Origin of the sequence: Streptococcus oralis (assembly GCF_023109315.1) — a bacterium.
GTDB classification, from domain to species: Bacteria; Bacillota; Bacilli; order Lactobacillales; family Streptococcaceae; genus Streptococcus; species Streptococcus oralis_BS.
Genome location: NZ_JALDUF010000008.1, coordinates 47,308 through 73,310 on the forward strand (window position 1 = coordinate 47,308; position 26,003 = coordinate 73,310).

General features: G+C 41.6%; 29 protein-coding genes and 1 tRNA gene. 29 read left to right on the top strand and 1 reads right to left on the bottom strand.

Annotation, left to right across the window (positions count from 1 at the left end; genetic code table 11):
- Positions 1–97: 97 nt before the first annotated feature.
- The 23 genes from M1F74_RS09080 (at position 98) to gap (ending at position 21,063) form a co-directional block, all read left to right on the top strand.
- Positions 98–1,915, top strand: coding sequence for an acyltransferase family protein (locus tag M1F74_RS09080; protein ID WP_247946915.1), 1,818 nt, complete (start codon positions 98–100; stop codon positions 1,913–1,915).
- A 140-nt stretch (positions 1,916–2,055) separates the two neighbouring features.
- Positions 2,056–3,207 carry an N-acetylglucosamine-6-phosphate deacetylase gene (gene nagA, locus M1F74_RS09085; protein ID WP_247946916.1) on the top strand — a complete coding sequence of 384 codons (1,152 nt, stop codon included), beginning with the start codon at positions 2,056–2,058 and terminating at the stop codon, positions 3,205–3,207.
- Between the two features lie 148 nt (positions 3,208–3,355).
- Complete coding sequence (locus M1F74_RS09090) at positions 3,356–3,721, top strand: DUF1033 family protein (RefSeq protein ID WP_000286399.1); 366 nt, start codon at positions 3,356–3,358, stop codon at positions 3,719–3,721.
- Between the two features lie 61 nt (positions 3,722–3,782).
- Positions 3,783–4,724 (top strand): competence type IV pilus ATPase ComGA, encoded by a 942-nt coding sequence (comGA, locus tag M1F74_RS09095; RefSeq protein WP_247946917.1) that lies wholly within the window; start codon positions 3,783–3,785, stop codon positions 4,722–4,724.
- Positions 4,672–5,688 carry a competence type IV pilus assembly protein ComGB gene (gene comGB, locus M1F74_RS09100; protein WP_247946935.1) on the top strand — a complete coding sequence of 339 codons (1,017 nt, stop codon included), beginning with the start codon at positions 4,672–4,674 and terminating at the stop codon, positions 5,686–5,688. The genes comGA and comGB overlap by 53 nt, the downstream gene beginning before the upstream one ends.
- Before the next feature lies 1 nt (position 5,689).
- Positions 5,690–6,013: a competence type IV pilus major pilin ComGC gene (gene comGC / locus M1F74_RS09105; RefSeq protein WP_247946918.1), complete on the top strand. Its 324-nt coding sequence runs from the start codon at positions 5,690–5,692 to the stop codon at positions 6,011–6,013.
- Positions 5,976–6,410: a competence type IV pilus minor pilin ComGD gene (gene comGD, locus M1F74_RS09110; RefSeq protein ID WP_247946919.1), complete on the top strand. Its 435-nt coding sequence runs from the start codon at positions 5,976–5,978 to the stop codon at positions 6,408–6,410. The genes comGC and comGD overlap by 38 nt, the downstream gene beginning before the upstream one ends.
- Positions 6,373–6,675, top strand: a complete 303-nt coding sequence (gene comGE, locus M1F74_RS09115; protein WP_247946920.1) for a competence type IV pilus minor pilin ComGE — start codon at positions 6,373–6,375, stop codon at positions 6,673–6,675. The genes comGD and comGE overlap by 38 nt, the downstream gene beginning before the upstream one ends.
- Complete coding sequence (comGF, locus tag M1F74_RS09120) at positions 6,638–7,099, top strand: competence type IV pilus minor pilin ComGF (RefSeq protein ID WP_247946921.1); 462 nt, start codon at positions 6,638–6,640, stop codon at positions 7,097–7,099. Before comGE ends, comGF begins: the two co-directional genes overlap by 38 nt.
- Positions 7,077–7,490 (top strand): competence type IV pilus minor pilin ComGG, encoded by a 414-nt coding sequence (gene comGG / locus M1F74_RS09125; RefSeq protein WP_247946922.1) that lies wholly within the window; start codon positions 7,077–7,079, stop codon positions 7,488–7,490. The genes comGF and comGG overlap by 23 nt, the downstream gene beginning before the upstream one ends.
- Before the next feature lie 32 nt (positions 7,491–7,522).
- Positions 7,523–8,113 carry a class I SAM-dependent methyltransferase gene (locus M1F74_RS09130; protein WP_247946923.1) on the top strand — a complete coding sequence of 197 codons (591 nt, stop codon included), beginning with the start codon at positions 7,523–7,525 and terminating at the stop codon, positions 8,111–8,113.
- A gap of 57 nt (positions 8,114–8,170) precedes the next feature.
- Complete coding sequence (locus M1F74_RS09135; protein WP_247946924.1) at positions 8,171–9,124, top strand: class I SAM-dependent methyltransferase; 954 nt, start codon at positions 8,171–8,173, stop codon at positions 9,122–9,124.
- Between the two features lie 50 nt (positions 9,125–9,174).
- Entirely contained in the window at positions 9,175–10,365 is a 1,191-nt protein-coding gene (locus tag M1F74_RS09140; RefSeq protein WP_247946925.1) for an acetate kinase, read from the top strand.
- Between the two features lie 149 nt (positions 10,366–10,514).
- A complete protein-coding gene (gene rnpA / locus M1F74_RS09145) occupies positions 10,515–10,886 on the top strand; it encodes a ribonuclease P protein component (RefSeq protein WP_000748120.1) in 372 nt (123 codons plus the stop codon).
- On the top strand, positions 10,861–11,688 hold the full coding sequence (locus M1F74_RS09150) for a YidC/Oxa1 family membrane protein insertase (protein WP_247946926.1): 828 nt from the start codon (positions 10,861–10,863) through the stop codon (positions 11,686–11,688). Before rnpA ends, M1F74_RS09150 begins: the two co-directional genes overlap by 26 nt.
- Before the next feature lie 14 nt (positions 11,689–11,702).
- On the top strand, positions 11,703–12,689 hold the full coding sequence (jag, locus tag M1F74_RS09155; RefSeq protein WP_247946927.1) for an RNA-binding cell elongation regulator Jag/EloR: 987 nt from the start codon (positions 11,703–11,705) through the stop codon (positions 12,687–12,689).
- Between the two features lie 55 nt (positions 12,690–12,744).
- On the top strand, positions 12,745–13,368 hold the full coding sequence (locus M1F74_RS09160; RefSeq protein ID WP_247946928.1) for a ribonuclease P: 624 nt from the start codon (positions 12,745–12,747) through the stop codon (positions 13,366–13,368).
- A 118-nt stretch (positions 13,369–13,486) separates the two neighbouring features.
- Positions 13,487–15,463: a transketolase gene (gene tkt / locus M1F74_RS09165; RefSeq protein WP_247946929.1), complete on the top strand. Its 1,977-nt coding sequence runs from the start codon at positions 13,487–13,489 to the stop codon at positions 15,461–15,463.
- A 117-nt stretch (positions 15,464–15,580) separates the two neighbouring features.
- Positions 15,581–15,901 (top strand): preprotein translocase subunit YajC, encoded by a 321-nt coding sequence (gene yajC, locus M1F74_RS09170; protein ID WP_001069055.1) that lies wholly within the window; start codon positions 15,581–15,583, stop codon positions 15,899–15,901.
- Between the two features lie 47 nt (positions 15,902–15,948).
- Positions 15,949–16,392 (top strand): low molecular weight protein-tyrosine-phosphatase, encoded by a 444-nt coding sequence (locus M1F74_RS09175; RefSeq protein WP_247946930.1) that lies wholly within the window; start codon positions 15,949–15,951, stop codon positions 16,390–16,392.
- Positions 16,379–16,789, top strand: coding sequence for an MORN repeat-containing protein (locus M1F74_RS09180; protein WP_007519963.1), 411 nt, complete (start codon positions 16,379–16,381; stop codon positions 16,787–16,789). Before M1F74_RS09175 ends, M1F74_RS09180 begins: the two co-directional genes overlap by 14 nt.
- Positions 16,790–17,087: 298 nt before the next feature.
- Positions 17,088–19,739 carry a bifunctional acetaldehyde-CoA/alcohol dehydrogenase gene (gene adhE, locus M1F74_RS09185; RefSeq protein ID WP_247946931.1) on the top strand — a complete coding sequence of 884 codons (2,652 nt, stop codon included), beginning with the start codon at positions 17,088–17,090 and terminating at the stop codon, positions 19,737–19,739.
- A 316-nt stretch (positions 19,740–20,055) separates the two neighbouring features.
- On the top strand, positions 20,056–21,063 hold the full coding sequence (gene gap, locus M1F74_RS09190; RefSeq protein ID WP_000260675.1) for a type I glyceraldehyde-3-phosphate dehydrogenase: 1,008 nt from the start codon (positions 20,056–20,058) through the stop codon (positions 21,061–21,063).
- A 70-nt stretch (positions 21,064–21,133) separates the two neighbouring features.
- On the opposite strand, the gene M1F74_RS09195 is transcribed toward gap, so the two are convergent.
- Positions 21,134–22,009, bottom strand: a complete 876-nt coding sequence (locus M1F74_RS09195; protein ID WP_247946932.1) for an RluA family pseudouridine synthase — start codon at positions 22,007–22,009, stop codon at positions 21,134–21,136.
- An 86-nt stretch (positions 22,010–22,095) separates the two neighbouring features.
- Between M1F74_RS09195 and pbp2a the strand changes: the two genes are divergently transcribed.
- From pbp2a to M1F74_RS09225, 6 genes are all read left to right on the top strand, one after another.
- Positions 22,096–24,291: a penicillin-binding protein PBP2A gene (pbp2a, locus tag M1F74_RS09200; protein ID WP_247946933.1), complete on the top strand. Its 2,196-nt coding sequence runs from the start codon at positions 22,096–22,098 to the stop codon at positions 24,289–24,291.
- Between the two features lie 52 nt (positions 24,292–24,343).
- Positions 24,344–24,496, top strand: coding sequence for a 50S ribosomal protein L33 (gene rpmG / locus M1F74_RS09205; protein WP_009755504.1), 153 nt, complete (start codon positions 24,344–24,346; stop codon positions 24,494–24,496).
- A gap of 9 nt (positions 24,497–24,505) precedes the next feature.
- A complete protein-coding gene (secE, locus tag M1F74_RS09210) occupies positions 24,506–24,682 on the top strand; it encodes a preprotein translocase subunit SecE (RefSeq protein WP_000505776.1) in 177 nt (58 codons plus the stop codon).
- Positions 24,683–24,733: 51 nt separating this feature from the next.
- On the top strand, positions 24,734–25,270 hold the full coding sequence (gene nusG / locus M1F74_RS09215) for a transcription termination/antitermination protein NusG (RefSeq protein ID WP_000376728.1): 537 nt from the start codon (positions 24,734–24,736) through the stop codon (positions 25,268–25,270).
- Positions 25,271–25,390: 120 nt separating this feature from the next.
- Complete coding sequence (locus tag M1F74_RS09220) at positions 25,391–25,864, top strand: hypothetical protein (RefSeq protein ID WP_061599280.1); 474 nt, start codon at positions 25,391–25,393, stop codon at positions 25,862–25,864.
- 63 nt (positions 25,865–25,927) lie between these two features.
- Positions 25,928–25,999 (top strand) — tRNA-Glu (locus M1F74_RS09225).
- Positions 26,000–26,003 lie beyond the last annotated feature (4 nt).

The following is a 26,003-nucleotide window of genomic DNA, read 5'->3' on the forward strand; positions in this document are numbered from 1 at the left end:
TCTCTTAGGATTTTTCTTCTTTTTTTGATAAAATAAGGTGTATTATGGAATAAAATTAGATGTTTTTACGATCTAATTGAGTGGGGAATAAACTCGTATGCGTATTAAATGGTTTTCCTTGATTAGGATTACAGGTTTACTTTTGGTGCTCTTGTACCACTTCTTTCAAACAATCTTTCCTGGAGGCTTCTTTGGGGTAGATGTCTTTTTCACTTTTTCAGGATTTTTGATTACTGCCCTCCTTTTAGAAGAATTTGGGAAAAAACGCCAGATTGATTTACTAGGCTTTTTTAAGAGACGGTTTTACCGCATCGTACCACCTGTGGTTCTGATGGTTTTGGTGACCATGCCCTTTACCCTCCTAGTTCGCCAAGACTATGTTGCTGGAATTGGTGGCCAGATTGCTGGAGTTCTCGGTTTTATGACCAACTTCTATGAGATGTTAACAGGGGGAAGTTACGAATCCCAGTTCATTCCGCATCTCTTTGTTCATAATTGGAGTCTAGCTGTTGAGGTTCACTACTATATTCTCTGGGGATTGGCGGTTTGGTTCTTATCGAAACGTTCAAAATCTAGTAGTCAATTGAGAGGGATGGTCTTTCTTCTTTCTGTGGGAGCTTTCATCATTAGCTTTTTCTCCATGTTTATTGGTAGTCTAATGGCTAGTTCCCATTCATCTGTCTACTTTTCAAGTTTAACCCATGTCTATCCCTTCTTTTTAGGAAGCATTTTAGCGACGGTTGTGGGTGTTCGTCAGACGAGCGATTTAGTTAAGCAGTTTGACCGGACGTGGGATCTTCGTCAGAATTTACTGGTGTTTGCTGCAGGTCTTTTGGTATTAGTGCTCTTGACTTTCTTTGTCAAGTTCACCTACCTGTTTGCTTATCTATTCGGTTTCTTACTGGCAAGTTTAGCGGCCGTGACCATGATTTTTGCTGCGCGTGTCTTGCATGAGAAAACGCCTGAGATACGAGAACCTCATATAATCACATTTTTAGCGGATACCAGCTACGCGGTTTATCTCTTCCACTGGCCTTTTTATATTATCTTTTCGCAGTTGATGAGCAATCTGCCCGCTGTTATTTTAACCGTTATCTTTTCCTATTTATTCGCTATCCTATCCTTCTATATTATTGAGCCATTGATTGCTGGTAAGACCAATGCTTTAGTTAGAAAAATCACTAAACTACATCATATCAAACCCATTAGTGCTAGTATTGTGGGCACCCTTTCCTTACTTACCTTGATTATCATAGCTATGGCTCCTCAAGTTGGAGCTTTTGAGACAGACTTGATGATCAATGGTTTCAAGCAAGCTCAGACCAATATAGGACAAACAAAGACTCTTGCTGAACAAGCTGAAGTCAGTCGCCTAGGAATTTCTGAGGGAACGAGTCTGATTGGGGATTCAGTGACTTTACGTGCCAATACAGCCTTAAAAGAGGCGCTTCCTGATGCAAATATCAATGCTCAGGTCAGTCGGACGACCAAGCAAGCCAATGACATCATGCTCAATAATAGTCAGAACAAGGCACTTTTAAAAACAGTTGTCATTGCAACGGGAGTCAACAATCCTGAAGGTTATAAGAATGATTTGGACAGCATCGTTAACAATCTACCGAAAGGACATCATCTGATATTGGTGACACCTTATGAGGGAGACAAGAGCAAGGACACTTATACATCAGTGGAACAGTATGCGGCTTATGCACGGGAATTAGCTGAAAAGAATCCTTATGTGAGCATCGCTGACTGGAATAAGGTTGCTAAGGAACACCCTGAAATCTGGGCTGGAACCGACCAAGTCCACTTTGGGAATGATAGCAACATGATTGAAGAAGGTGCTAAACTTTACACAGAAACGATTGCTGCTGCTGTTAAGGCTGCTCAAGAACTGCCTGTAAAATCAAAATAAGATTAAAGAGTTGGAGAAATCCAGCTCTTTTAAAATATCTCTAGAAAATAGGTCTATACCATTTACAAATGAAAAAGAAAGGTTTATAATGTAATTGACATAATAAATTCTAGAATCAATCTATCAAGGAGGTTATCATTATGCCTAATTATATTAAAGCGGATCAGTTTTTCTACCCACACGGAGTTCGTCGTGGCGGTTACTTGGAACTTGTGGATGGCAAGTTTGGCAAACATGTAGAACAGATTCCTGAAGGAGCTGAGGTGATTGACTATACAGGTTATAGCATTGCCCCAGGACTTGTGGATACCCACATTCATGGATTTGGCGGTGTGGATGTCATGGACAATAACATCGAAGGAACCCTTCATACCATGAGTGAAGGTCTACTTAGCACGGGTGTTACCAGCTTCTTGCCAACGACGTTGACTTCCTCTTACGATCAGTTGCTTGCGGTAACTGAAAATATCGGTGCTCGTTACCAGGAAGCAAGTGGAGCCAAGATTCGTGGGATCTATTTTGAAGGGCCTTATTTCACAGAGAAATACAAGGGAGCTCAAAACCCTGCTTACATGAAAGATCCTCGTATGGATGAGTTTCGTGCTTGGCAAAAAGCAGCAAATGGCTTGCTTAATAAAATTGCCCTTGCGCCAGAACGCGAAGGTGTAGAAGACTTTGTTCGTACGATTACAGGCGAAGGAGTGACTGTTGCTCTTGGACACTCCAATGCGACTTTTGATGAAGCTAAAAAAGCAGTCGATGCTGGAGCAAGTGTTTGGGTACATGCTTACAATGGAATGCGTGGGTTGACTCACCGTGAGCTCGGTATGGTGGGAGCCATGTATGAATTGCCACATACTTATGCAGAATTGATTTGTGACGGTCACCACGTGGATCCAAAGGCTTGTGACATTTTGCTCAAACAAAAAGGAACTGAAAATATTGCCCTTATCACAGACTGTATGACAGCTGGTGGCTTGGAAGACGGTGACTACATGTTGGGAGAATTCCCAGTAGTTGTTGCCAATGGAACTGCACGCCTCAAATCTACAGGCAATTTGGCAGGTTCTATCCTCAAACTCAAAGATGGTTTGAAGAATGTGGTCGAATGGGGCATTGCGACTCCGCATGAAGCAGTCATGATGGCCAGCCTCAACCCAGCAAAATCTGTTCACATCGATGATGTGTGCGGTCAAATCCGTGAAGGTTACGATGCCGACTTTATCGTCCTAGATAAAGATTTGGAATTGATAGCAACCTACCTAGATGGTGTGAAACGTTATCAAGCATAATAAAAAGCAGAGGCTGTGATGACTCAGCCTTTGCTTTTCTATTTAGAGGTATCTTCAGAAAGCTAGAGAATTGTTTTATAATGAAGCAAAATCCTTTCATTGTTCTAGAAAATTAGTTATAATATACGGTACAAAGGAAGTAGTGAAAATGTATCGTGTTATAGAAATGTATGGGGATTTTGAACCGTGGTGGTTTATAGAAGGCTGGGAAGAAGATGTCATCATGAGTCAATCTTTTGACAAGTATTATGATGCCCTAAAATATTATAAATCATGCTGGTTTGAGTTGGAAAAGAAGAATCCTCTTTATAAGAGTCGGAGTGATTTGATGACTATCTTTTGGGATCCTGCTGATCAACGCTGGTGTGATGAGTGTGATGAGTATTTGCAGCAGTACCATTCTTTGGCACTTTTACAGGATGAGCAAGTCATCCCCGATGAAAAGCTACGTCCAGGCTACGAAAAACAAACAGGTCAAGAAAAACACCGTTCTTGCCGTATGAAATGGAGATAAAAAGTAACTTTTTAAGTTGCTTTTTTTATTTTTTTGCGAATAGTTAGATAAGGAGGGCGGTATGGTACAAGAAATTGCACAGAAAATTATTGCTACTGCGAAAGAAAAGAAGGCTCAGGATATCTATTTTATCCCCAAGGAAAAGTCCTACGAACTTCACATGCGGATTGGAGACGAACGGTGTCTCGTTGACTCCTATGAGTTTGATGCTTTAGCTGCTGTGATTAGTCATTTTAAGTTTGTGGCGGGTATGAATGTAGGAGAGAAGAGGCGTAGTCAGCTAGGGTCTTGCGACTATCAGCATGGGAAAAATGTGTCTTCTCTGCGTTTGTCCACCGTGGGAGATTATCGGGGGCATGAGAGTTTGGTCATTCGTTTGTTACACGATGAGGAACAGGAACTGCATTTCTGGTTTCAGGATATGAACGAACTGGGCGAGCAGTACAGGCAACGGGGCCTCTATCTATTTGCAGGTCCAGTCGGCAGTGGTAAGACAACACTGATGCACGAATTAGCCAAATCTCTCTTTAAGGGGCAGCAGGTCATGTCCATTGAAGATCCTGTCGAAATCAAGCAGGAAGACATGCTCCAGTTGCAGTTGAATGAGGCGATTGGCTTGACCTATGAAAATCTGATCAAACTATCTCTTCGGCATCGTCCTGACCTCTTGATTATCGGAGAAATTCGTGACAGCGAGACAGCGCGTGCAGTGGTCAGAGCTAGTTTGACAGGTGCGACGGTCTTTTCAACCATTCATGCCAAGAGTATCCGAGGTGTTTATGAACGTCTTCTGGAGTTGGGGGTGACGGAGGAGGAACTAACTGTTGTTCTGCAAGGAGTCTGCTACCAGAGATTAATTGGGGGAGGAGGAATCGTTGACTTTGCAAACAAAGACTATCAAGAACACCAGCCAACTAGCTGGAATGAGCAGATTGACCAGCTTCTTAAAGATGGACATATCACAAGTCTTCAGGCTGAAACGGAAAAAATTAGCTACAGCTAAGCAGAAGAAAATCATCACCCTGTTTAACAATCTCTTTTCCAGTGGCTTTCATTTGGTGGAAATTATTTCTTTCTTGGGAAGAAGTGCCCTGCTAGAAAAGGACTATGTGGCCCAGATGCACCAAGGCTTGGCTCAGGGGAAATCATTCTCAGAAATGATGAACAGCTTGGGCTTTTCAAGTGCTATTGTGACCCAGTTATCTCTAGCTGAAGTGCATGGAAATCTTCACCTGAGTTTGGGAAAGATAGAAGAATATCTGGACAATCTGGCCAAGGTCAAGAAAAAGTTAATCGAAGTGGCGACTTATCCTCTGATTTTGCTGGGATTTCTCCTGCTAATCATGCTGGGATTGAGAAACTATCTACTCCCCCAACTGGACAGTAGCAATATCGCCACTCAAATCATTGGCAATCTGCCACAAATTTTTCTGGGACTAGTGTTGGCTTGCTCTCTGTCTCTACTTTTAGCTCTCACTTTCTACAAAAGAAGTTCTAAGATGCGGGTCTTCTCTATGTTAGCGCGGATTCCCTTTCTTGGAATCTTTGTCCAGACTTATCTGACAGCTTATTATGCGCGTGAATGGGGCAATATGGTTTCACAGGGAATGGAGCTGACGCAGATTTTTCAGATCATGCAGGAACAAGGTTCTCAGCTCTTTAAAGAAATCGGTCAAGATCTAGCTCAAGCCCTGCAAAATGGCCGTGAATTTTCTCAAACCATAGCGACCTATCCTTTCTTTAAGAAGGAGTTGAGTCTCATCATCGAGTATGGGGAAGTCAAGTCCAAGCTGGGGAGTGAGTTGGAAATCTATGCTGAAAAAACTTGGGAAGCTTTTTTTACCCGAGTTAATCGTACCATGAATCTGGTACAGCCACTGGTTTTTATCTTTGTGGCCCTGATTATCGTTTTACTTTATGCGGCAATGCTTATGCCCATGTATCAAAATATGGAGGTAAATTTTTAAAATGAAAAAATTCATGACAAAACTAAAAAAAGCTAAGGTTAAAGCTTTCACTTTGGTAGAAATGCTAGTCGTCCTTTTAATCATCAGCGTTCTTCTCTTGCTCTTTGTGCCCAATTTGACCAAGCAAAAGGATGCCGTAGATGACAAAGGAAAAGCTGCTGTTGTCAAGGTCGTGGAAAGCCAGGCAGAACTTTATCGTTTGGATAAAAATGATGATGCCAGCCTCAGCAAATTACAAGCGGACGGTCGTATCACTGCTGAGCAAGCCAAAGCTTATAAAGACTACCATGCAAAACAAAAAACAAGCCAAATCGTTGCAGATTAAGGCCTTTACTATGCTGGAAAGTCTCTTGGTTTTGGGACTTGTGAGTATCCTTGCTTTGGGCTTGTCCGGCTCAGTTCAGTCCAGTTTTGCAGCGGTGGAAGAGCAGATTTTCTTTATGGAGTTTGAAGAACTCTATAGGGAAACGCAAAAACGCAGTGTTGCTAGTCAGCAAAAAACCAGTCTGAACTTAGATGGACAGACGATCAGCAATGGCAATCAAAACTTGACCGTTCCAAAAGGAATTCAGGCACCATCAGGACAAAGCATTATATTTGACCGAGCTGGGGGCAATTCGTCCCTGGCTAAGGTTGAATTTCAGACTAGCAAAGGAGCGATTCGCTACCAATTATATCTAGGAAATGGAAAAATTAAACGCATTAAGGAAACTAAAAATTAAGGCAGTAATCTTACTAGAAGCAGTAGTAGCTTTGGCTGTGTTTGCCAGTATTGCGACCCTTCTTTTGGGACAAATTCAGAAAAATAGGCAGGAAGAGGCAGAAATCTTGAAAAAGGAAGAAGTCTTGCGTGTAGCTAAGATGGCTCTGCAGACAGGTCAAAATCAGGTAAACATAAACGGAGTGGAGATTCAGGTGTTTGCTAGTGAAAAAGGATTGGAGGTCTACCATGGTTCAGAGAAGTTGCTCGACCTTAAAGAGCAGTAAGGTAAGAGCGTTCACTCTTTTAGAATCTCTGATTGCCCTTATCGTCATTAGCGGAGGCTTGCTCCTCTTTCAGGCTATGAGTCAGCTCCTCATTTCAGAGGTTCGTTACCAGCAGCAAAGCGAGCAAAAGGAGTGGCTCTTGTTTGTGGATCAACTGGAGGCAGAGTTAGAGCGTTCGCAGTTTGAAAAGGTGGAAGGCAATCGCCTCTACATGAAACAGGATGGTAAGGATATCTCTATAGGGAAGTCTAAATCGGATGATTTTCGAAAAACGGATACCAGCGGACGGGGCTATCAGCCGATGGTTTATGGACTCAAATCAGCTCAAATTACAGAGGAAAACCAATTGGTTCGCTTTCGTTTCCAATTTCAAAAGGGCTTAGAAAGGGAGTTCATCTATCGTGTGGAAAAAACAAAAAGTTAAGGCAGGCGTTCTTTTATATGCAGTCACCATGGCAGCTATCTTTAGTCTGTTGTTGCAGTTTTATTTGAATCGGCAAGTAGCTCATCACAAAGACTTTGCCCTAAACAAAGAAAAGTTGATCGCTTTTGCCATGGCCAAGCGAAGTAAAGATAAGGTTGAACAAGAAAGTGGGGAACGAGTCTTCAACTTAGGAAAAGTCACGTATCACAATACGAAAACAGGTTTTGCAACAAGTGTTCGAATGAATAAGAGCAACTATGAATTTCTCTTTCCTCCGATGAAAACCCAAGAAAAGAAAACAGTTAAAAAGGAAGAGGTAGCGACTGATTCAAGCAATCAAGCAGGGAAGAAAAAATCAGAAGAAAAGCTTGAAAAGAAAGCCGATTCCTAGGCAATTCAACTACTTTGTGTTACACTAAAAGCATGAAACACGATTTTAATCACAAAGCAGAAACCTTTGATTCGCCCAAAAATATCTTTCTTGCAAACTTGGTTTGTCAAGCAATTGAAAAACAGATTGATTTTCTATCTGATAAGGAAATACTGGACTTTGGTGGTGGGACGGGTCTGTTAGCCTTGCCTCTAGCTAAGCAAGCCAAATCGGTTACCCTTGTAGACATCTCGGAGAAAATGCTGGAGCAATCCCGTTTGAAAGCAGAGCAACAAGACATCAAGAATATCCAGTTTTTGGAACAGGATTTACTGGTGAATCCTTTGGAGCAACAATTTGACCTGATTGTTGTCAGTCGAGTTCTTCATCATATGCCTGATCTAGATGCGACTCTTGCCATGTTTCACCATCACCTTAGGGAGAATGGACAAGTCCTCATCGCTGATTTTGTCAAGACAGATACCAACCATCATGGCTTTGAATTGCCTAAACTGGAAACCAAGCTCGCCCAGTTTGGTTTTTCGAGCATTGATAGTCAGATTCTTTACAGTGCTGAAGGTCTTTTCCTAGGAAATTACGCAGAGCTCTTTTTAACTGTAGCCCAAAAATCACTCGCTGACTAAAGCAGTGATTTTTTTCTTCAGATGGAAAAAAGGAGGGAAATTTGATAAAATGGGAACATGGATTTTGAAAAAATTGAACAAGCTTATACGTATTTATTAGAGAATGTCCAAGTCATCCAAAGTGATTTGGCAACCACCTTTTATGATGCCTTGGTAGAGCAAAATAGTATCTATCTGGATGGCGAGACCGAGCTAGAGCAGGTCAAGGAGAATAATCAAGCCCTTAAACGCCTAGCACTTCGCAAGGAAGAGTGGCTCAAGACCTACCAGTTTCTCTTGATGAAGGCAGGACAAACGGAGCCTTTACAGGCCAATCACCAGTTTACACCAGATGCCATTTCACTCCTTTTGGTATTTGTTGTGGAAGAGTTGCTTGACCAAGAGGAAATTAGCATCCTCGAAATAGGTTCTGGAATGGGAATTCTGGGTGCTACTTTCTTGACTTCTCTTGCTAAAAAAGTAGATTACTTAGGAATCGAAGTGGATGACTTGCTGATTGATTTGGCAGCCAGTATGGCAGATGTGATTGGTTTGCAGGCTGGCTTTGTCCAAGGAGACGCCGTTCGTCCGCAAATGCTCAAAGAAAGCGACGTGGTCATCAGCGACTTGCCTGTTGGTTATTACCCAGACGATGCCATCGCTTCACGCTATCAAGTGGCTTCTAGTCAAGAACATACCTATGCCCATCATCTGCTCATGGAGCAAGGCCTCAAGTACCTTAAGTCAGATGGTTATGCTATTTTTCTAGCTCCTAGTGATTTATTGACAAGTCCTCAAAGTGACTTATTAAAAGGGTGGCTCAAAGACGAAGTGAGTCTGGCTGCTATCATCGCTCTGCCAGAGGATATTTTCTCAACTGCAAGCCAAGCTAAAAGTATTTTTGTCTTACAGAAGAAAAGAGATAAAGAAATAGAACCCTTTGTCTATCCTCTTACTAGCTTGCAAGATCCGTCAGTTTTGTTGACCTTTAAAGAAAATTTTCAAAATTGGAGCAAAGGTACTGAAATATAAAAGAGATTTTGTTATAATAGATGAAAACGCTTAAAAAGAGGTATCATCTTATGACAAAAACAATTGCAATCAATGCCGGAAGCTCAAGCTTGAAATGGCAACTTTATCAAATGCCTGAGGAAAAAGTTTTGGCTAAAGGCTTGATTGAACGTATTGGATTGAAAGATTCAATTTCAACAGTAAAATTTGACGGTCGTTCGGAGCAACAAATTCTTGATATTGAAGACCATACACAAGCCGTTAAAATTTTATTGGATGACTTGATTCGTTTTGACATTATCAAAGGGTACGACGAAATTACAGGTGTCGGCCACCGCGTCGTTGCAGGTGGTGAATATTTCAAGGAATCAACAGTTGTTGAGGGAGATGTGATAGAAAAAGTTGAGGAGTTGGGACTCTTGGCTCCTCTTCACAATCCGGCTAACGCAGCTGGAATTCGCGCATTTAAGGAATTGCTTCCAGATATTACCAGTGTTGTCGTATTTGATACCTCATTCCACACAAGCATGCCAGAAAAGGCTTATCGCTACCCTTTACCAACTAAATACTACACAGACAACAAGGTTCGTAAATACGGTGCCCACGGGACAAGCCACAAGTTTGTCGCAGGAGAAGCAGCGAAACTTTTGGGCCGCCCTCTAGAAGACTTGAAATTGATTACCTGCCATATTGGTAACGGGGCTTCTATCACAGCTGTTAAGGGTGGGAAGTCTGTGGATACTTCTATGGGATTCACGCCACTTGGCGGTGTGATGATGGGAACTCGTACAGGGGATATTGACCCTGCTATCATCCCTTATCTCATGCAATATACAGAGGATTTCAATACCCCAGAAGATATTAGTCGCGTTCTCAATCGTGAATCAGGGCTCATGGGAGTTTCTGGTCAGTCAAGCGATATGCGTGATGTGATTGCTGCCATGGAAGCAGGAGACCATGATGCAACTTTGGCTTATGAAATGTATGTTGATCGTATCCAAAAACATATCGGCCAATATCTTGCAGTCCTAAATGGAGCAGATGCGATTATCTTCACAGCAGGTATCGGTGAAAATGCAGCAGATTTCCGTGAGGATGTCATTTCAGGTATCTCTTGGTTTGGTTGTGATGTGGATCCAGAAAAAAACGTCTTTGGCGTAACGGGAGATATCTCAACGGACGCAGCGAAAATCCGTGTCTTGGTTATTCCAACAGATGAAGAATTAGTGATTGCACGCGATGTTGAGCGCTTGAAAAAATAAGTAAATGCGCATAAAATTTGATTGTAGAAAGAAGTTGGGGAAGAGATTTTCCAGCTTTTTTTATGCAGAAAATGTCTAAAACCTTGCTGTTATTGGCTTTTTTAAAAAATATGGTATAATAGTAGTAATTTAATAGATGGAGTTGAGTTTTGAAGAAAAGCTTTCGTGTAAAAAGAGAGAAAGATTTTAAGGCGATTTTCAAGGACGGAACAAGTTTTGCCAATCGAAAATTTGTTGTCTACCAATTGGAAAACCAGCAAAACCATTTTCGAGTAGGACTGTCCGTCAGCAAAAAGCTGGGGAATGCAGTTACCAGAAATCAAATCAAGAGACGAATCCGGCACATTCTACAAAGTGTAAAAGGGAGTTTAGTAGAGCATGTTGATTTTGTCGTGATTGCCCGAAAAGGGGTGGAAACCTTGGAATATGCAGAGATGGAGAAAAATCTACTCCACGTATTAAAGTTATCAAAGATTTATCAGGAAGGAAATGGGAGTGAAAAAGAAACTACAGTTGACTAGTTTGTTGGGCTTGTCCTTGTTTATCATGACGGCCTGTGCAACAAATAGTACAGCTAGCGATATAACAGCGGATTCGACAGATTTTTGGAGTAAATTCGTCTATTTTTTTGCTGAAATTATCCGCTTTTTGTCCTTTGACATTAGTATCGGAGTGGGGATTATCCTCTTCACAATCTTGATTCGGACGATTCTATTACCGGTCTTTCAGACACAGATGGTTGCCTCTAGAAAAATGCAAGAGGCTCAACCGCGCATCAAGGCTTTGCGAGAGCAATATCCGGGTCGTGATATGGAAAGTAGAACCAAGCTAGACCAGGAAATGCGTAAGGTCTATAAAGAGTTAGGAATTAAGCATTCATCCTCACTCTGGCCGATTTTAATACAAATGCCGATCCTCTTGGCTTTGTTCCAAGCCTTGAGTCGAGTGGAATTTTTAAAAACAGGGCACTTCTTATGGGTGAACCTAGGGGGAGTAGACACAAGCTTTATCCTTCCGATTTTGGCGGCGGTCTTTACCTTCTTGAGCAGTTGGTTATCGAATAAGGCTTTGCCTGAAAGAAGTGGTGCTATGACAGGGATGATGTACGGGATGCCGGTACTAATCTTTATCTTTGCCATCTCTGCACCTAGTGGAGTTGCCTTGTACTGGGCAGTATCCAATGCTTATCAAGTTTTGCAAACCTATTTCTTGAACAATCCTTTCAAAATTATTGCTGAAAGAGAAGCAGTGGCGCAAGCAGAAAAAAATTTAGAAGGTAAGAAGAGAAAAGCCTTGAAAAAAGCACAGAAAAAGAAAAAATAAGGAGGAATCTTGTAATGGTATTATTTACAGGTTCAACGGTTGAAGAAGCAATCCAAAAAGGATTGAAAGAATTAGACATTCCAAGAATGAAGGCCCACATCAAGGTCGTTTCGAAAGAGAAAAAAGGATTCTTAGGCTTGTTTGGTAAGAAGCCAGCTCAAGTTGATATCGAAGCGATTAGTGAAACGACAGTAATCAAAGCCAATCAACAGGCTGTCAAAGGGGTTCCAAAAGAAGTTAATGAAAAGAATGAACCAGTGAAGACCGTCAGCGAAGCAACAGTTGATTTGGGGCATGTAGTGGAAGTCATCAAGAAGATTGAAGAAGAAGGTCAAGGTGTTTCTGAAGAGGTCAAGGCTGAAATCCTGAAAAATGAAAAGCATGCCAGCACGATTTTGGAAGAAACAGGTCATATTTCAATTTTAAATGAACTTCAAGCAGAAGATGTTATTGAGGAAGTGGAATCTGCTCCGGAAAAAGAAACTGAAACGCAGGAAGCAGCAAGCCAATCGTTGGAAGACTTGGGCTTGAAAATAGAGACAAGTTATGATATCGAACAAGTGGCAACTGAAGTAGCTAGCTACGTTCAAACCATTGTAGATGATATGGATGTTGAAGGGACGATTTCAAGCGACTACAATCGCCGCACCATCAATCTTCAAATTGACACCAATGAACCAGGTCGTATTATCGGCTATCACGGAAAAGTCTTGAAAGCTCTTCAACTGTTAGCGCAAAATTACCTTTACAATCGCTATTCGAGAACGTTCTACATCACAATCAATGTCAATGATTACGTTGAACACCGTGCAGAAGTCTTGCAAACCTACGCTCAAAAATTGGCGACTCGCGTTTTAGAAGAAGGACGTAGCCAACAAACAGATCCAATGTCAAATAGCGAACGCAAGATTATCCATCGCATTATTTCACGCATGGATGGCGTGACGAGTTACTCTGAAGGTGACGAGCCAAATCGCTATGTTGTCGTAGATGCAGAATAAGCAAAGTAAAATCAGGTTCATCCTGATTTTTTGCTAGGAAAGGAAAGATTCAGATATGCTGAAAGCAGTTAGAGAATATTTATCATTTGCAGGGGTCCAGTATCGTAATCCTGATAAAGCTGGTGATGAAAGAGAAAAGATGCTGGAATTGCGTCACAAAGGCCAAGAGGCTCGGAAGTCTTTTACAGAATTGGCCAAAACCTTTCAAGCAAGTCATTCAGAATGGCAACTCCAACAGACTAGCCAGTGGATGAATCAAGCACAACGCTTACGGCCACATTTCTGGGCCTATCTACAGAGAGACGGACAAGTGACAGAACCTATGATGGCTCTTCGTTTGTATGGAACACCTGCTGACTTTGGGATTTCTTTGGAAGTCAGTTTCATCGAGCGAAAGAAAGATGAACAGACCCTAGACAAGCAAGCCAAGGTTTTAGAGCTTCCAGCGGTAGAAGGAATTTATTATCTAGTCTACTCAAATGGGGAAAGTCATAAGGTGGAGGCTACTGAGGAGAATCGCCGTACTTTACGCGAGAAGGTGAGTAGTCAGGAAGCCCGAAAAGTCTTAGTCAAGTCAGATGTTTCCTTCATTGAAAATCAGTCAGTAGAAGCGATATTGCAGAAGCTAGAAGACGCTTATACTCGTTTGCTCCCGTACTATGAAGTGACGAGAGGATAGACAAATCAAATGTGTTAGATGAACGCAAATTGTTTTATTGCTATTCTATGCATTTTTTCATATAATAGTAAAATAGGATGTGTGATTCATTAATCACCTCAAAGAGAAAGGAAATTCTATGTCAAATCTATCTGTTAATGCAATTCGTTTTCTAGGTATTGACGCCATCAACAAAGCCAACTCAGGTCACCCAGGGGTGGTTATGGGAGCTGCTCCAATGGCCTATAGCCTCTTTACAAAGCAACTTCGTATCAATCCAGCTCAACCAAACTGGATTAACCGCGACCGTTTTATTCTTTCAGCAGGACACGGCTCTATGCTTCTTTATGCCCTTCTTCACCTTTCTGGTTTTGAGGATGTTAGCATGGATGAAGTCAAGAACTTCCGCCAATGGGGTTCAAAAACACCAGGTCACCCAGAATTTGGCCATACTGCAGGGGTTGACGCTACAACTGGTCCTCTAGGACAAGGGATTTCTACTGCTACTGGTTTTGCCCAAGCAGAACGTTTCCTTGCAGCGAAATATAACCGCGAAGGCTTCAATATCTTTGACCACTATACTTATGTGATCTGTGGCGACGGAGATTTGATGGAAGGTGTTTCAAGCGAGGCAGCTTCATATGCAGGTTTGCAAAAACTCGACAAGTTGGTTGTTCTTTATGATTCAAATGACATTAACTTGGATGGTGAGACAAAAGATTCCTTCACAGAAAGTGTTCGTGACCGTTACAATGCTTACGGTTGGCATACAGCCTTGGTTGAAGATGGGACAGACTTGGAAGCGATCCATGCTGCTATCGAAACAGCTAAAGCTTCAGGCAAACCATCTTTGATTGAAGTGAAGACTGTTATTGGATACGGTTCTCCAAACAAACAAGGAACCAATGCGGTACACGGTGCTCCTCTTGGAGCAGATGAAACTGCAGCAACTCGCCAAGCGCTTGGTTGGGACTATGAACCATTTGAAATTCCAGAACAAGTTTATGCTGATTTCAAAGAAAATGTTGCAGACCGTGGCGCATCAGCTTATCAAGCTTGGACAAATTTAGTTGCAGATTATAAAGAAGCTCACCCAGAACTGGCTGCAGAAGTAGAAGCTATTATCGACGGACGTGATCCAGTTAAAGTTACTCCAGCAGACTTCCCAGCTCTAGAAAACGGCTTCTCTCAAGCAACTCGTAATTCAAGTCAGGATGCTTTGAACGTTGTAGCTGCCAAGTTGCCAACTTTCCTAGGTGGATCAGCTGACCTCGCTCACTCAAACATGACTTATATCAAAACGGATGGACTTCAAGATGATGCCAATCGCTTGAACCGTAACATTCAGTTTGGTGTTCGTGAATTTGCAATGGGAACGATCTTGAACGGGATGGCCCTTCACGGTGGACTTCGTGTATACGGTGGTACTTTCTTCGTCTTCTCTGACTATGTGAAAGCGGCTGTTCGTTTGTCAGCCTTGCAAGGACTTCCTGTGACTTATGTCTTTACTCACGATTCTATTGCAGTTGGTGAAGATGGTCCAACTCACGAACCAGTTGAACACTTAGCAGGTCTCCGTGCTATGCCAAATCTCAATGTTTTCCGCCCAGCAGATGCGCGTGAAACTCAAGCAGCTTGGTATCTTGCCGTGACAAGCGAAAAAACACCAACTGCCCTTGTCTTGACACGCCAAAACTTGACTGTCGAAGAGGGAACAGACTTTGACAAAGTTGCGAAAGGTGCCTATGTCGTCTATGAAAATGCAGCAGACTTTGATACGATTTTGATTGCAACAGGTTCAGAGGTGAATTTGGCGGTCGCAGCTGCCAAAGAATTGGCTAGTCAAGGTGCAAAAGTCCGTGTAGTCAGCATGCCATCAACAGATGTCTTTGACGCACAAGATGCAGCATACAAGGAAGAAATCCTTCCAAATGCAGTTCGTCGCCGTGTTGCAGTCGAAATGGGTGCAACTCAAAACTGGTACAAATATGTTGGTCTTGATGGTGCCGTTCTCGGTATTGATACCTTTGGAGCATCTGCCCCAGCACCAAAAGTATTGGCGGAGTATGGATTTACAGTTGAAAATCTAGTCAAAGTCGTTCAAAACTTGAAATAATCACAAAAGTCAGAGTCCTCACTCTGATTTTTTATAACCATAAAAACAAGGTACAACCTTGTAAAAGTGGCTGAAATTTGATATAGTAGTCCTATGTAAAAGACAAAGGAGAAAACAATGAATCCAAATATTACTTTTTTAATCATGCTTGTAGGTATGATGGCCTTGATGTTCTTTATGCAACGTTCTCAAAAGAAACAAGCTCAAAAGCGTATGGAAAGCTTAAATAAACTTCAAAAAGGCTATGAAGTTATTACAATTGGCGGCCTTTACGGAACAGTGGATGAAGTAGACACTGAGAAGAGAACAATCGTACTTGATGTAGATGGCGTTTATTTGACTTTTGAATTGGCTGCTATCAAGACTGTTTTACCGCTCAAAGAGGCTGTGACACCAGAAGGAACAGTTGTTGACGAAGGCGGAGCAATCGAAGAATAAAACGGGACCTGTCACTCCCGTTTTTCTATGAAGTGAGAGGAAAAGGGATGAGAAAAATAGTATTTGTTTGCCTAGGAAACATCTGCCGTAGCCCCATGGCAGAGTTTGTGATGAAATCCATGACGAGCGATTACCAAGTCGAGAGCCGTGCAACGTCATCATGGGAACATGGTAATCCGATTCATAAGGGAACGCAAGGAATTTTCCAGCAATATCAGATCCCGTATGACAAAGATAAAACATCGCTTCAGATTGGCAGGGAAGACTTTGAATCGTTTGATTACATTATCGGTATGGATGCTTCAAATGTTTCAGATTTGCGTCAAATGTGTCCTCAGGAATTGCAGTATAAGATCTACCCTTTTGCATCTGAAAGTGTCCCAGATCCTTGGTATACAGGAGATTTTGAGGAAACCTATGCTCGTATTACAAGTGGATGTCAAAGCTGGCTAGATCGATTAGAAAAAGAGAGTGACAATGGAAAAGCTTAAACAAATCTATGAAAAGTATAGAGTTTACCTAACTCGCCCTAGGCTAGAGTTCATTGCAGTAGTCGTAATTGCACTCTGTGCCCTTTCAGTATTTCTACTAAATACACCTAAAAAGGGTGCCCTGACACTTGATGGCGGTGCCCTTGTTTATGATGGCACCTTGGTACGAGGGAAAATGAATGGTCAGGGGACCCTGACCTTTGAAAATGGGGACCAATATACAGGTGATTTCAACAATGGAGCCTTTAATGGGAAAGGAACTTTCCAATCAAAAGATGGCTGGAAATACGAAGGGGATTTTGTAAATGGTCAGGCTGAAGGCCAAGGGAAGTTGACGACAGAGCAAGAAGTTGTCTATGAAGGAACCTTTAAACAAGGCGTTTTCCAACAAAAATAGTAGTCTCCAGATGAGGAGGCTATTTTTCAAAACCGGAAAGAAAACGCTTTCTGTGCTTGGATTCGATAAATAACTATCAACTAGAAAAACTTTGTGAAATAAAAAAATTTTCTCCATAATTTCACAATCATCCAGTCGAAACTCTCTTGTGTAGCTATATTGAGAAAAAAATCACAAACTTAGAAAAATTCTTTGTGAAATACTTATGAAACTGTTTACAAAGCATAAAAAAAGAGTTATAATAAACTTGTGAAAAAATTAACAAAGGATAACATCCTTAAAGGCTATGGAGGATAATATGGCTGATAAAAAAACAGTAACACTAGAGGAAAAACAACTTGCTGCTGAAAAGCATGTCGATGGTCTCGTGAAGAAAGCCTTGGTTGCGCTTGATGAAATGCGCAAGTTGAACCAAGAGCAAGTTGACTACATCGTAGCAAAAGCGTCTGTTGCAGCACTTGACGCGCACGGTATCCTTGCACAACATGCAGTTGAAGAAACTGGTCGTGGCGTATTTGAAGATAAGGCGACAAAAAATCTATTTGCCTGTGAACACGTAGTGAACAATATGCGTGGAGTTAAAACAGCTGGAGTTATCGAAGATGATCCAATTACAGGTTTGACGAAGATTGCGGAGCCGGTCGGAGTTATTTGTGGTATCACTCCAACAACAAACCCAACTTCAACAGCGATTTTCAAATCCTTGATTGCTTTGAAAACACGTAACCCAATCGTTTTCGCCTTCCACCCATCAGCTCAAGAATCTTCTGCTCATGCTGCACAAATCGTTCGTGATGCAGCCATCGCAGCCGGTGCACCTGAAAACTGTGTTCAATGGATTACAGAGCCATCTATGGAAGCAACTGGGGCACTTATGAACCACGAAGGTGTTGCGACTATCCTCGCAACTGGTGGGAATGCTATGGTTAAAGCTGCATACTCATGTGGAAAACCAGCTCTTGGGGTAGGTGCCGGAAACGTTCCTGCCTATGTAGAAAAATCTGCTGACCTTCGTCAAGCTGCTCATGACATCGTTATGTCTAAATCATTTGATAATGGGATGGTCTGTGCATCAGAACAAGCGGTTATCATTGATAAAGAAGTGTATGACGAATTTGTAGAAGAATTCAAATCATACCATACTTACTTTGTAAACAAGAAAGAAAAAGCGCTTTTGGAAGAATTCTGTTTTGGTGCAAAAGCTAACAGCAAGAACTGCGCAGGTGCTAAACTAAACGCAAACATCGTTGGTAAACCAGCATCATGGATTGCTGAACAAGCAGGATTTAGCGTTCCAGAAGGAACAAACATCTTGGCTGCAGAATGTGCAGAAGTAGGACCAAAAGAACCATTGACTCGTGAAAAATTGTCACCAGTTATCGCTGTCCTAAAAGCTGAAGATACAGAAGACGGTTTTAAAAAAGCTCGTCAAATGGTTGAGTTTAACGGACTTGGTCACTCAGCAGCCATCCATACAAAAGACGAAGCTCTTGCTAAACGCTTTGGTACAGAAATCAAAGCAATGCGTATTATCTGGAACTCTCCATCTACTTTCGGTGGTATCGGTGACGTATACAATGCCTTCATTCCATCATTGACACTTGGATGTGGTTCATATGGACGCAACTCAGTCGGTGATAACGTAAGTGCGATCAACCTTCTAAACATCAAGAAAGTAGGAAAACGTAGAAATAATATGCAATGGTTTAAAGTTCCTTCAAAAATCTACTTCGAACGTAACTCAATCCAATACCTTCAAACTTGCGAAGGTATCGAACGTGTCATGATTGTTACCGATAAATCAATTGAAAAACTCGGTTTTGTACAACGTGTGATTGACCAATTGAATCTTCGTAAAAACAAAGTCACGATTCAAGTCTTCTCAGATGTTGAACCAGATCCAGATATCACAACAGTTCGTCGTGGTGTTGAAGTAATGCGTTCGTTTGAACCAGACACTATCATTGCCCTTGGTGGTGGTTCACCAATGGATGCAGCTAAAGGTATGTGGATGTTCTATGAACAGCCAGACGTTGACTTCGGTGACCTCGTTCAAAAATTCATGGATATCCGCAAACGTGCCTTCAAATTCCCATCACTTGGTAAGAAAGCACAATATATCGGTATTCCAACAACATCTGGTACAGGTTCAGAAGTAACACCGTTTGCAGTTATCTCTGACAAGGCAAACAACCGGAAATACCCAATCACTGACTACGCTTTGACACCAACCATTGCAATTGTTGACCCTGCTTTGGTAGAATCTGTTCCAGCATTTATTGCTGCTGACACAGGTATGGATGTCTTGACACACGCAACTGAAGCTTATACTTCTAACTTTGCCAATGACTATACAGATGGTATTGCTCTTCAAACCATCAAGTTAGTCTTCAAATACTTGGAAAAATCTGTAAAAACAGCTGACCCAGAAGCCCGTGAAAAGATGCACAATGCCTCTACAATGGCTGGTATGGCCTTTGCCAATGCCTTCCTTGGTATGAGTCACTCAATGGCGCATAAGATTGGTGCTGTTCACCACACCATTCACGGACGTACAAATGCTATTTTACTTCCTTATGTTATCCGTTATAATGGAACTCGTCCATCTAAAACTACAACATGGCCTAAGTACAATTACTGGAAAGCTGATGAAAAATTCCAAGATATCGCTCGTATGCTAGGTCTTCCTTGCTCAACACCAGAAGAAGCGGTTGAAGCTTATGCCAAAGCAGTTTACGATCTTGGTGAAGCAGTTGGAATCACAATGAACTTCAAAGGCTTTGGTATCGATGAAAAAACTTGGAAAGACAGCTTGCATGAGATTGCCTTACTTGCTTACGAAGATCAATGTTCACCTGCTAACCCACGCTTGCCAATGGTAGCTGACATGGAAGAAATCATGGCAGATGCTTACTATGGCTATGCAGAACGACCAGGACGTCGTAAATAATCGTTTATCAGCCTAGAGGCAGGAGAAATCCTGTCTCTTTTTTGTGAACTCAGATAGACCTGGAATTAAGGTTGAGTGTGGAACTGGAGATAATATACGAACATTATAAAAGATTGTAGGGATATATTTAAAAATTAAAGAATAAGTGAATGAAAAAGAGTGGAAAAGTAGAAAAGCAAGAGAGAAAATCAACGCCCGTACTTGCAATTCAACTCAAATAGTTATATAATAGGTTTGTTGAAAGGTGATTTGTAGTGATTCAAGTTACTCTTTTCACAATAAAATTTTCATGATTTTCATAAGGAGGAAATCACTAATGGTAGTTAAAGTTGGTATTAACGGTTTCGGACGTATCGGTCGTCTTGCTTTCCGCCGTATCCAAAATGTAGAAGGTGTTGAAGTTACTCGTATCAACGACCTTACAGATCCAGTGATGCTTGCACACTTGTTGAAATACGACACAACTCAAGGTCGTTTCGACGGTACTGTAGAAGTTAAAGAAGGTGGATTCGAAGTTAACGGTAAATTCGTTAAAGTTTCTGCTGAACGTGATCCAGAGCAAATCGACTGGGCTAACGATGGTGTAGAAATCGTTCTTGAAGCAACTGGTTTCTTTGCTACTAAAGCAGCGGCTGAAAAACACCTTAAAGGTGGTGCTAAGAAAGTTGTTATCACTGCTCCTGGTGGAAGCGATGTTAAAACAATCGTATTCAACACTAACCACGATACACTTGATGGTACTGAAACAGTTATCTCAGGTGCTTCATGTACTACAAACTGTTTGGCTCCAATGGCTAAAGCTCTTCATGACAACTTCGGTATCGTTGAAGGTTTGATGACTACTATCCACGCTTACACTGGTGACCAAATGATTCTTGACGGACCACACCGTAAAGGTGACCTTCGCCGTGCTCGTGCTGCTGCAGTTAACATCGTTCCTAACTCAACTGGTGCTGCTAAAGCAATCGGTTTGGTTATTCCTGAATTGAACGGTAAATTGGATGGAGCTGCTCAACGTGTTCCTGTTCCAGCTGGTTCAGTAACTGAATTGGTAGCAGTTCTTGACAAGAACGTTACTGTTGATGAAGTAAATGCAGCTATGAAAGCAGCTTCTAACGAATCATATGGATACACTGAAGATCCAATCGTATCTTCTGATATCCTAGGTATGTCATTCGGTTCATTGTTTGACGCAACTCAAACTAAAGTTCTTGACGTTGACGGTAAACAATTGGTTAAAGTTGTTTCATGGTATGACAACGAAATGTCTTACACTTCACAACTTGTTCGTACTCTTGAATACTTTGCAAAAATCGCTAAATAATTCTTGAGTCGATAAAAAAGCAAGGCTTTCTGGCCTTGCTTTTTTGTATATATAAGAATAAATGATAGTGTCATCCATTCTTTTTTAATTCTTTTTCAAAAGTATCCGATAGAACAGTGAAACTCAATTTTTCTAAGGTGAGTGGATGGGTAAAAGAAAGGCGAAAGGCATGAAGCATAAGCCGGCTCGTTTTTGATCTAGAGTTATAGAGAGGATCGCCCAGGATAGGATGCTTGTGATGAGAGAGGTGAACACGGATTTGATGCGTTCGACCGGTCTTTAGTTTGCAACGAACTAGAGAAGTCTTATTTGGAAATTGCTTTAATCGACTGATATGTGTTTCAGCATATTGTCCATTTTTTGCATCAACTATTCTTTTTCTACGATCGTGTCGATCACGACCAATTTTATCTCGAAAGACAAGTTCTTTACTCCCTACTTGCCCCTCTACGAGTGCCCAGTACTCGCGAGCAATGTCCTTTTTCTCCAACAAACGATTAAGGATGGGTAAGATAAAAGGATTTTTAGCAAAAAGCACTAGCCCGCTTGTTTCCATATCCAGGCGATGAACGACATAGCAGGTTTGGCCAACGTAGGCAGAGACATGGTTGAGAAGGGCAATTTCACCAGGTTGATTTCCGTGAGTTTTCATTCCCTCTGGCTTGTTGACGATAATGAGATGTTGGTCTTGATAAACCTCTTGAACGAGGTTTGGATTGCCCCAAAGGATTTCTTTTGGGGGATAATCTTCCTCGTCAAAAGTCAACTGGCAAATGTCCCCTGGCTTCACCATCTCGTTCCAGTGAACTTCTTCGTGATTAATTAAGATGTTCTTCTTGGTTCTCAAAAAATGCCGGATTTTTCTGGGGATGAGGAGTTGTTCCTCTAGGAATTGTTTGACCGTCATTTGAGGCAGGGATTCGGGTAATGTAAATGTGAATTGCATACAGATATTGTAACAAAAAAAGACCTATTTGGATAGGGAGTGGCTAAATTCTTGAGTTCCCATGGTGAAGATGATAAAATAAACGCATGAAATTAGATAAATTATTTGAGAGGTTCCTTTCTCTCTTTAAAAAAGAAACGAGTGAATCGGCGGAGTCTGATTCTACTAGTATGCGTCGTTCTCGGAGCGATAGAAAAAAAATAGGCCATGTAGGTCCGATTCGAAAATTCTGGCGTCGTTATCATCTGACAAAGATTGTCATCATTTTAGGGTTAAGCGCTGGATTGCTTGTAGGAACCTACCTATTTGCGATAGCCAAGTCTACCAATGTTAATGACTTGCAGAATGCCTTGAAAACAAGAACTTTGATTTTTGACCGCGAAGAAAAAGAAGCAGGGGCTCTGTCTGGTCAAAAGGGAACCTATGTTGAGCTGACAGCTATCAGTAAAGACTTGCAGAATGCTGTCGTCGCGACAGAGGATCGTTCCTTCTATAAAAATGATGGGATAAACTACGGTCGTTTCTTTCTAGCCATCCTTACAGCAGGTCGTTCTGGAGGTGGTTCTACCATCACCCAACAGTTGGCAAAAAATGCCTATCTTTCTCAGGACCAGACCGTTGAACGGAAGGCCAAGGAGTTTTTCCTCGCCTTAGAGTTGACAAAGAAATACAGCAAGGAGCAAATCCTTACTATGTACCTCAATAACGCTTATTTTGGAAATGGGGTATGGGGTATTGAAGATGCAAGTAAGAAATATTTCGGTGTATCGGCTTCACAACTAACGCTTGATCAGGCGGCCACTCTAGCAGGGATGCTCAAGGGACCAGAATTGTATAATCCATTAAATTCTGTTGAAACTTCAACCAATCGTAGGGATACTGTTTTGCAAAATATGGTTGCAGCGGGTTATATTGATAAAAATCAAGAGACCGAAGCAGTTGGAACAGATATGGCTTCTCAACTGCAAGATAAGTATGAAGGGAGGGTTTTAGATTATCGTTACCCGTCCTATTTTGATGCAGTTGTCAACGAAGCAGTTTCCAAGTACAATCTCACAGAAGAGGAAATTGTCAACAACGGCTATCGAATCTATACAGAACTTGACCAAAACTACCAAGTCAACATGCAGGTTGTTTACGAAAATACTTCGCTATTTCCAACAGCAGAAGACGGAACACATGCTGAATCAGGTAGTGTTGCTTTAGAGCCTAAAACAGGTGGGGTGCGTAGCGTTGTTGGTAGCGTAGCTGGCGATGACAAACCAGGCTTCCGCAATTTTAACTATGCCACTCAGTCTAAGCGTAGCCCAGGCTCAACTATCAAACCTTTAGTGGTTTATACGCCTGCAGTAGAAGCAGGATGGGCCTTAAACAAGCAACTGGATAATCATACGATGCAGTACGATAGTTATCAAGTAGACAATTATGCAGGGATTAAGACTTCTCCTGAAGTACCTATGTATCAGGCTTTGGCGGAATCACTCAATTTACCGGCAGTTGCGACTGTAAATGCATTAGGTATTGACAAAGCTTTTGACGCTGGGGAGAGATTTGGCCTGAATATGGAAAATGTTGATCGAGTTCTTGGAGTCGCTCTCGGTGGAGGTATAGAGACGAATCCCCTCCAGATGGCACAAGCTTATGCAACCTTTGCTAATGAAGGTTTGATGCCTGAAGCGCATTTTATCACTCGTATTGAAAATGCCAGTGGTCAGGTCATCAAGAGTTATAAAAATTCCCAAAAACGAGTGATTGATAAGTCGGTAGCCGATAAAATGACCAGCATGATGCTAGGGACATTTACCAATGGTACAGGAATTAGTTCATCGCCAACAGATTATGTTATGGCTGGAAAGACAGGTACTACTGAGGCTGCTTTTAATTCAGTATATACTAGTGACCAGTGGGTGATTGGTTATACTCCAGATGTGGTAATTACCCACTGGCTCGGCTTCCCGACGACGGATGAGAACCATTATCTAGCAGGTTCGACATCAAATGGAGCAGCCCATGTCTTTAGAAGTATGGCTAATACCATTTTGCCATACACTCCAGGTAGCACCTTTACAGTTGAGAATGCTTATAAACAAAATGGTATTGAACCAGAAAATACGAAAAAGCAGGTTGTTGAAAATGAGACAAACCAGTCTGAGGATCCGATAGCGGATATTCGTAGTCGTGCACAAAATCTTGTAGATGAAGCGGGACGTGCGATTTCAGAAGCTAAGATAAAAGAAAAAGCCCAGACAATATGGGACTCATTCCTTAATCTATTTCGTTAAGAGGCTTGTCAAAGCCTAGGTTTCTTGTTATAATAGATAAGATGGAGGCGTTATGGCATTAAAAAAAGCAAGCCTAGCTTGTGCAGTTTGCGGTTCAAGGAATTACTCAATCAAAACTAGTGGGAACCCCAAGCCAACACGACTAGAAGTAAATAAATTTTGTAAACATTGTGGGAAATATACGACACATAGAGAAACGAGATAGGAGAGAACGATGGGTTTTATTAAGGATATTTTTAAACTTCTTAAAGAAACAACGTGGCCAACTCGCAAGGAAAGCTGGAGAGATTTTCGATCTATTATGGAATACACAGCCTTCTTTGTGGTCATCATTTACATTTTTGACCAGTTGATTGTTTCAGGTTTGATTCGATTTATTAACATTTTTTAGAAGAAAGGCGGAGAACTTCTGCTAGTTTCTTCTATTATGAAAGGAAATATCATGGATAGTTTTGACAAAGGATGGTTTGTTCTACAAACTTATTCTGGCTATGAAAATAAGGTAAAAGAAAATCTATTGCAACGTGCACAAACGTATAACATGTTGGATAATATTCTACGCGTTGAGATTCCAACACAAACCGTGCAAGTTGAGAAAAATGGAAAGAAAAAAGAAATTGAAGAGAATCGCTTTCCAGGTTATGTCCTTGTAGAAATGGTTATGACCGATGAAGCATGGTTCGTTGTTCGAAATACACCAAACGTAACAGGATTCGTCGGATCCCACGGCAACAGATCAAAACCAACTCCGCTATTGGAACAAGAAATCCGTGATATTCTGGTTTCAATGGGACAAACTGTTCAAGAGTTTGATATTGACGTTGAAGTTGGTCAGACTGTCCGCATCATTGATGGCGCTTTTGCAGACTACACAGGTAAAATTACCGAAATTGATAACAATAAAGTGAAGATGATTATCTCTATGTTTGGTAATGATACGATTGCAGAAGTAAACCTAAACCAAATTGCAGAATTATAACCCCAGAGAGGCCTTACCTCTCTTTTTATGTGCCGTTGAGGGCGGAAGAAGTATAGAATAGAGGAAATAGATTCATGGGTTCGTGCATTTTGCTAAACTAAATGCAGAAAGGAGAGGTCTATGAATCTAAAAGAATTATATGAGGAAAGCAAAGGGATTGTCCATAAGTGCCGCAAAGAATATCACCTCCATCTGTGGGAGAAAGGGGACTGGGACCAGGAAGGTATGTTGTGCCTCTATGAGCTAGTCAACCACCATCCAGAGTTGCTAGCAGGTGAACGTCACCGCCTATATGTCTGCTTTAAAACAAAATTTAGAAATCGTATCCTAGATTACATCCGTAAACAGGAGAGTCACAAGCGACGATTCGATAAAGAACCCTATGAGGAAGTGAGCGAGATTAGTCATCGTTTAGGAGAAAAAGGGCTGAGACTGGATGATTATTATCTCTTTCACGAGCTTCTAAAGAACTACAAATCAAAGCAGAGTAAGGAAAAACAAGAGTTAGTGGACCGTCTCATGGGAGGAGAAGTCTTCAGAGGACGCAAGGCACTTCTGAGGGAGCTCTCAACCGTCTTCAAAGAATTTCGATAAAGAGGAAAAAAGTTCTTGACAAAGTAGGAAAAGTAGATATAATAGAAAGAGTTGAAAAGCTCAGGTCCGTTGGTCAAGGGGTTAAGACACCGCCTTTTCACGGCGGTAACACGGGTTCGAATCCCGTACGGACTATGGG

Excerpts from the sequence above, each read along its gene's own strand:
- M1F74_RS09195 (WP_247946932.1), bottom strand. The coding sequence starts at position 22,009 with ATGCAATTCACATTTACATTACCCGAATCCCTGCCTCAAATGACGGTC.
- comGA (WP_247946917.1), top strand. The coding sequence starts at position 3,783 with ATGGTACAAGAAATTGCACAGAAAATTATTGCTACTGCGAAAGAAAAG.
- jag (WP_247946927.1), top strand. The coding sequence starts at position 11,703 with ATGGTATTATTTACAGGTTCAACGGTTGAAGAAGCAATCCAAAAAGGA.
- M1F74_RS09220 (WP_061599280.1), top strand. The coding sequence starts at position 25,391 with ATGAATCTAAAAGAATTATATGAGGAAAGCAAAGGGATTGTCCATAAG.
- nusG (WP_000376728.1), top strand. The coding sequence starts at position 24,734 with ATGGATAGTTTTGACAAAGGATGGTTTGTTCTACAAACTTATTCTGGC.
- secE (WP_000505776.1), top strand. The coding sequence starts at position 24,506 with ATGGGTTTTATTAAGGATATTTTTAAACTTCTTAAAGAAACAACGTGG.
- M1F74_RS09160 (WP_247946928.1), top strand. The coding sequence starts at position 12,745 with ATGCTGAAAGCAGTTAGAGAATATTTATCATTTGCAGGGGTCCAGTAT.
- yajC (WP_001069055.1), top strand. The coding sequence starts at position 15,581 with ATGAATCCAAATATTACTTTTTTAATCATGCTTGTAGGTATGATGGCC.
- M1F74_RS09080 (WP_247946915.1), top strand. The coding sequence starts at position 98 with ATGCGTATTAAATGGTTTTCCTTGATTAGGATTACAGGTTTACTTTTG.
- M1F74_RS09175 (WP_247946930.1), top strand. The coding sequence starts at position 15,949 with ATGAGAAAAATAGTATTTGTTTGCCTAGGAAACATCTGCCGTAGCCCC.
- adhE (WP_247946931.1), top strand. The coding sequence starts at position 17,088 with ATGGCTGATAAAAAAACAGTAACACTAGAGGAAAAACAACTTGCTGCT.
- comGE (WP_247946920.1), top strand. The coding sequence starts at position 6,373 with ATGGAAAAATTAAACGCATTAAGGAAACTAAAAATTAAGGCAGTAATC.
- nagA (WP_247946916.1), top strand. The coding sequence starts at position 2,056 with ATGCCTAATTATATTAAAGCGGATCAGTTTTTCTACCCACACGGAGTT.
- pbp2a (WP_247946933.1), top strand. The coding sequence starts at position 22,096 with ATGAAATTAGATAAATTATTTGAGAGGTTCCTTTCTCTCTTTAAAAAA.
- M1F74_RS09090 (WP_000286399.1), top strand. The coding sequence starts at position 3,356 with ATGTATCGTGTTATAGAAATGTATGGGGATTTTGAACCGTGGTGGTTT.
- M1F74_RS09140 (WP_247946925.1), top strand. The coding sequence starts at position 9,175 with ATGACAAAAACAATTGCAATCAATGCCGGAAGCTCAAGCTTGAAATGG.
- comGF (WP_247946921.1), top strand. The coding sequence starts at position 6,638 with ATGGTTCAGAGAAGTTGCTCGACCTTAAAGAGCAGTAAGGTAAGAGCG.
- comGB (WP_247946935.1), top strand. The coding sequence starts at position 4,672 with ATGGACATATCACAAGTCTTCAGGCTGAAACGGAAAAAATTAGCTACA.
- M1F74_RS09130 (WP_247946923.1), top strand. The coding sequence starts at position 7,523 with ATGAAACACGATTTTAATCACAAAGCAGAAACCTTTGATTCGCCCAAA.
- M1F74_RS09180 (WP_007519963.1), top strand. The coding sequence starts at position 16,379 with ATGGAAAAGCTTAAACAAATCTATGAAAAGTATAGAGTTTACCTAACT.
- rpmG (WP_009755504.1), top strand. The coding sequence starts at position 24,344 with ATGGCATTAAAAAAAGCAAGCCTAGCTTGTGCAGTTTGCGGTTCAAGG.
- gap (WP_000260675.1), top strand. The coding sequence starts at position 20,056 with ATGGTAGTTAAAGTTGGTATTAACGGTTTCGGACGTATCGGTCGTCTT.
- comGD (WP_247946919.1), top strand. The coding sequence starts at position 5,976 with ATGCAAAACAAAAAACAAGCCAAATCGTTGCAGATTAAGGCCTTTACT.
- M1F74_RS09135 (WP_247946924.1), top strand. The coding sequence starts at position 8,171 with ATGGATTTTGAAAAAATTGAACAAGCTTATACGTATTTATTAGAGAAT.
- tkt (WP_247946929.1), top strand. The coding sequence starts at position 13,487 with ATGTCAAATCTATCTGTTAATGCAATTCGTTTTCTAGGTATTGACGCC.
- comGC (WP_247946918.1), top strand. The coding sequence starts at position 5,690 with ATGAAAAAATTCATGACAAAACTAAAAAAAGCTAAGGTTAAAGCTTTC.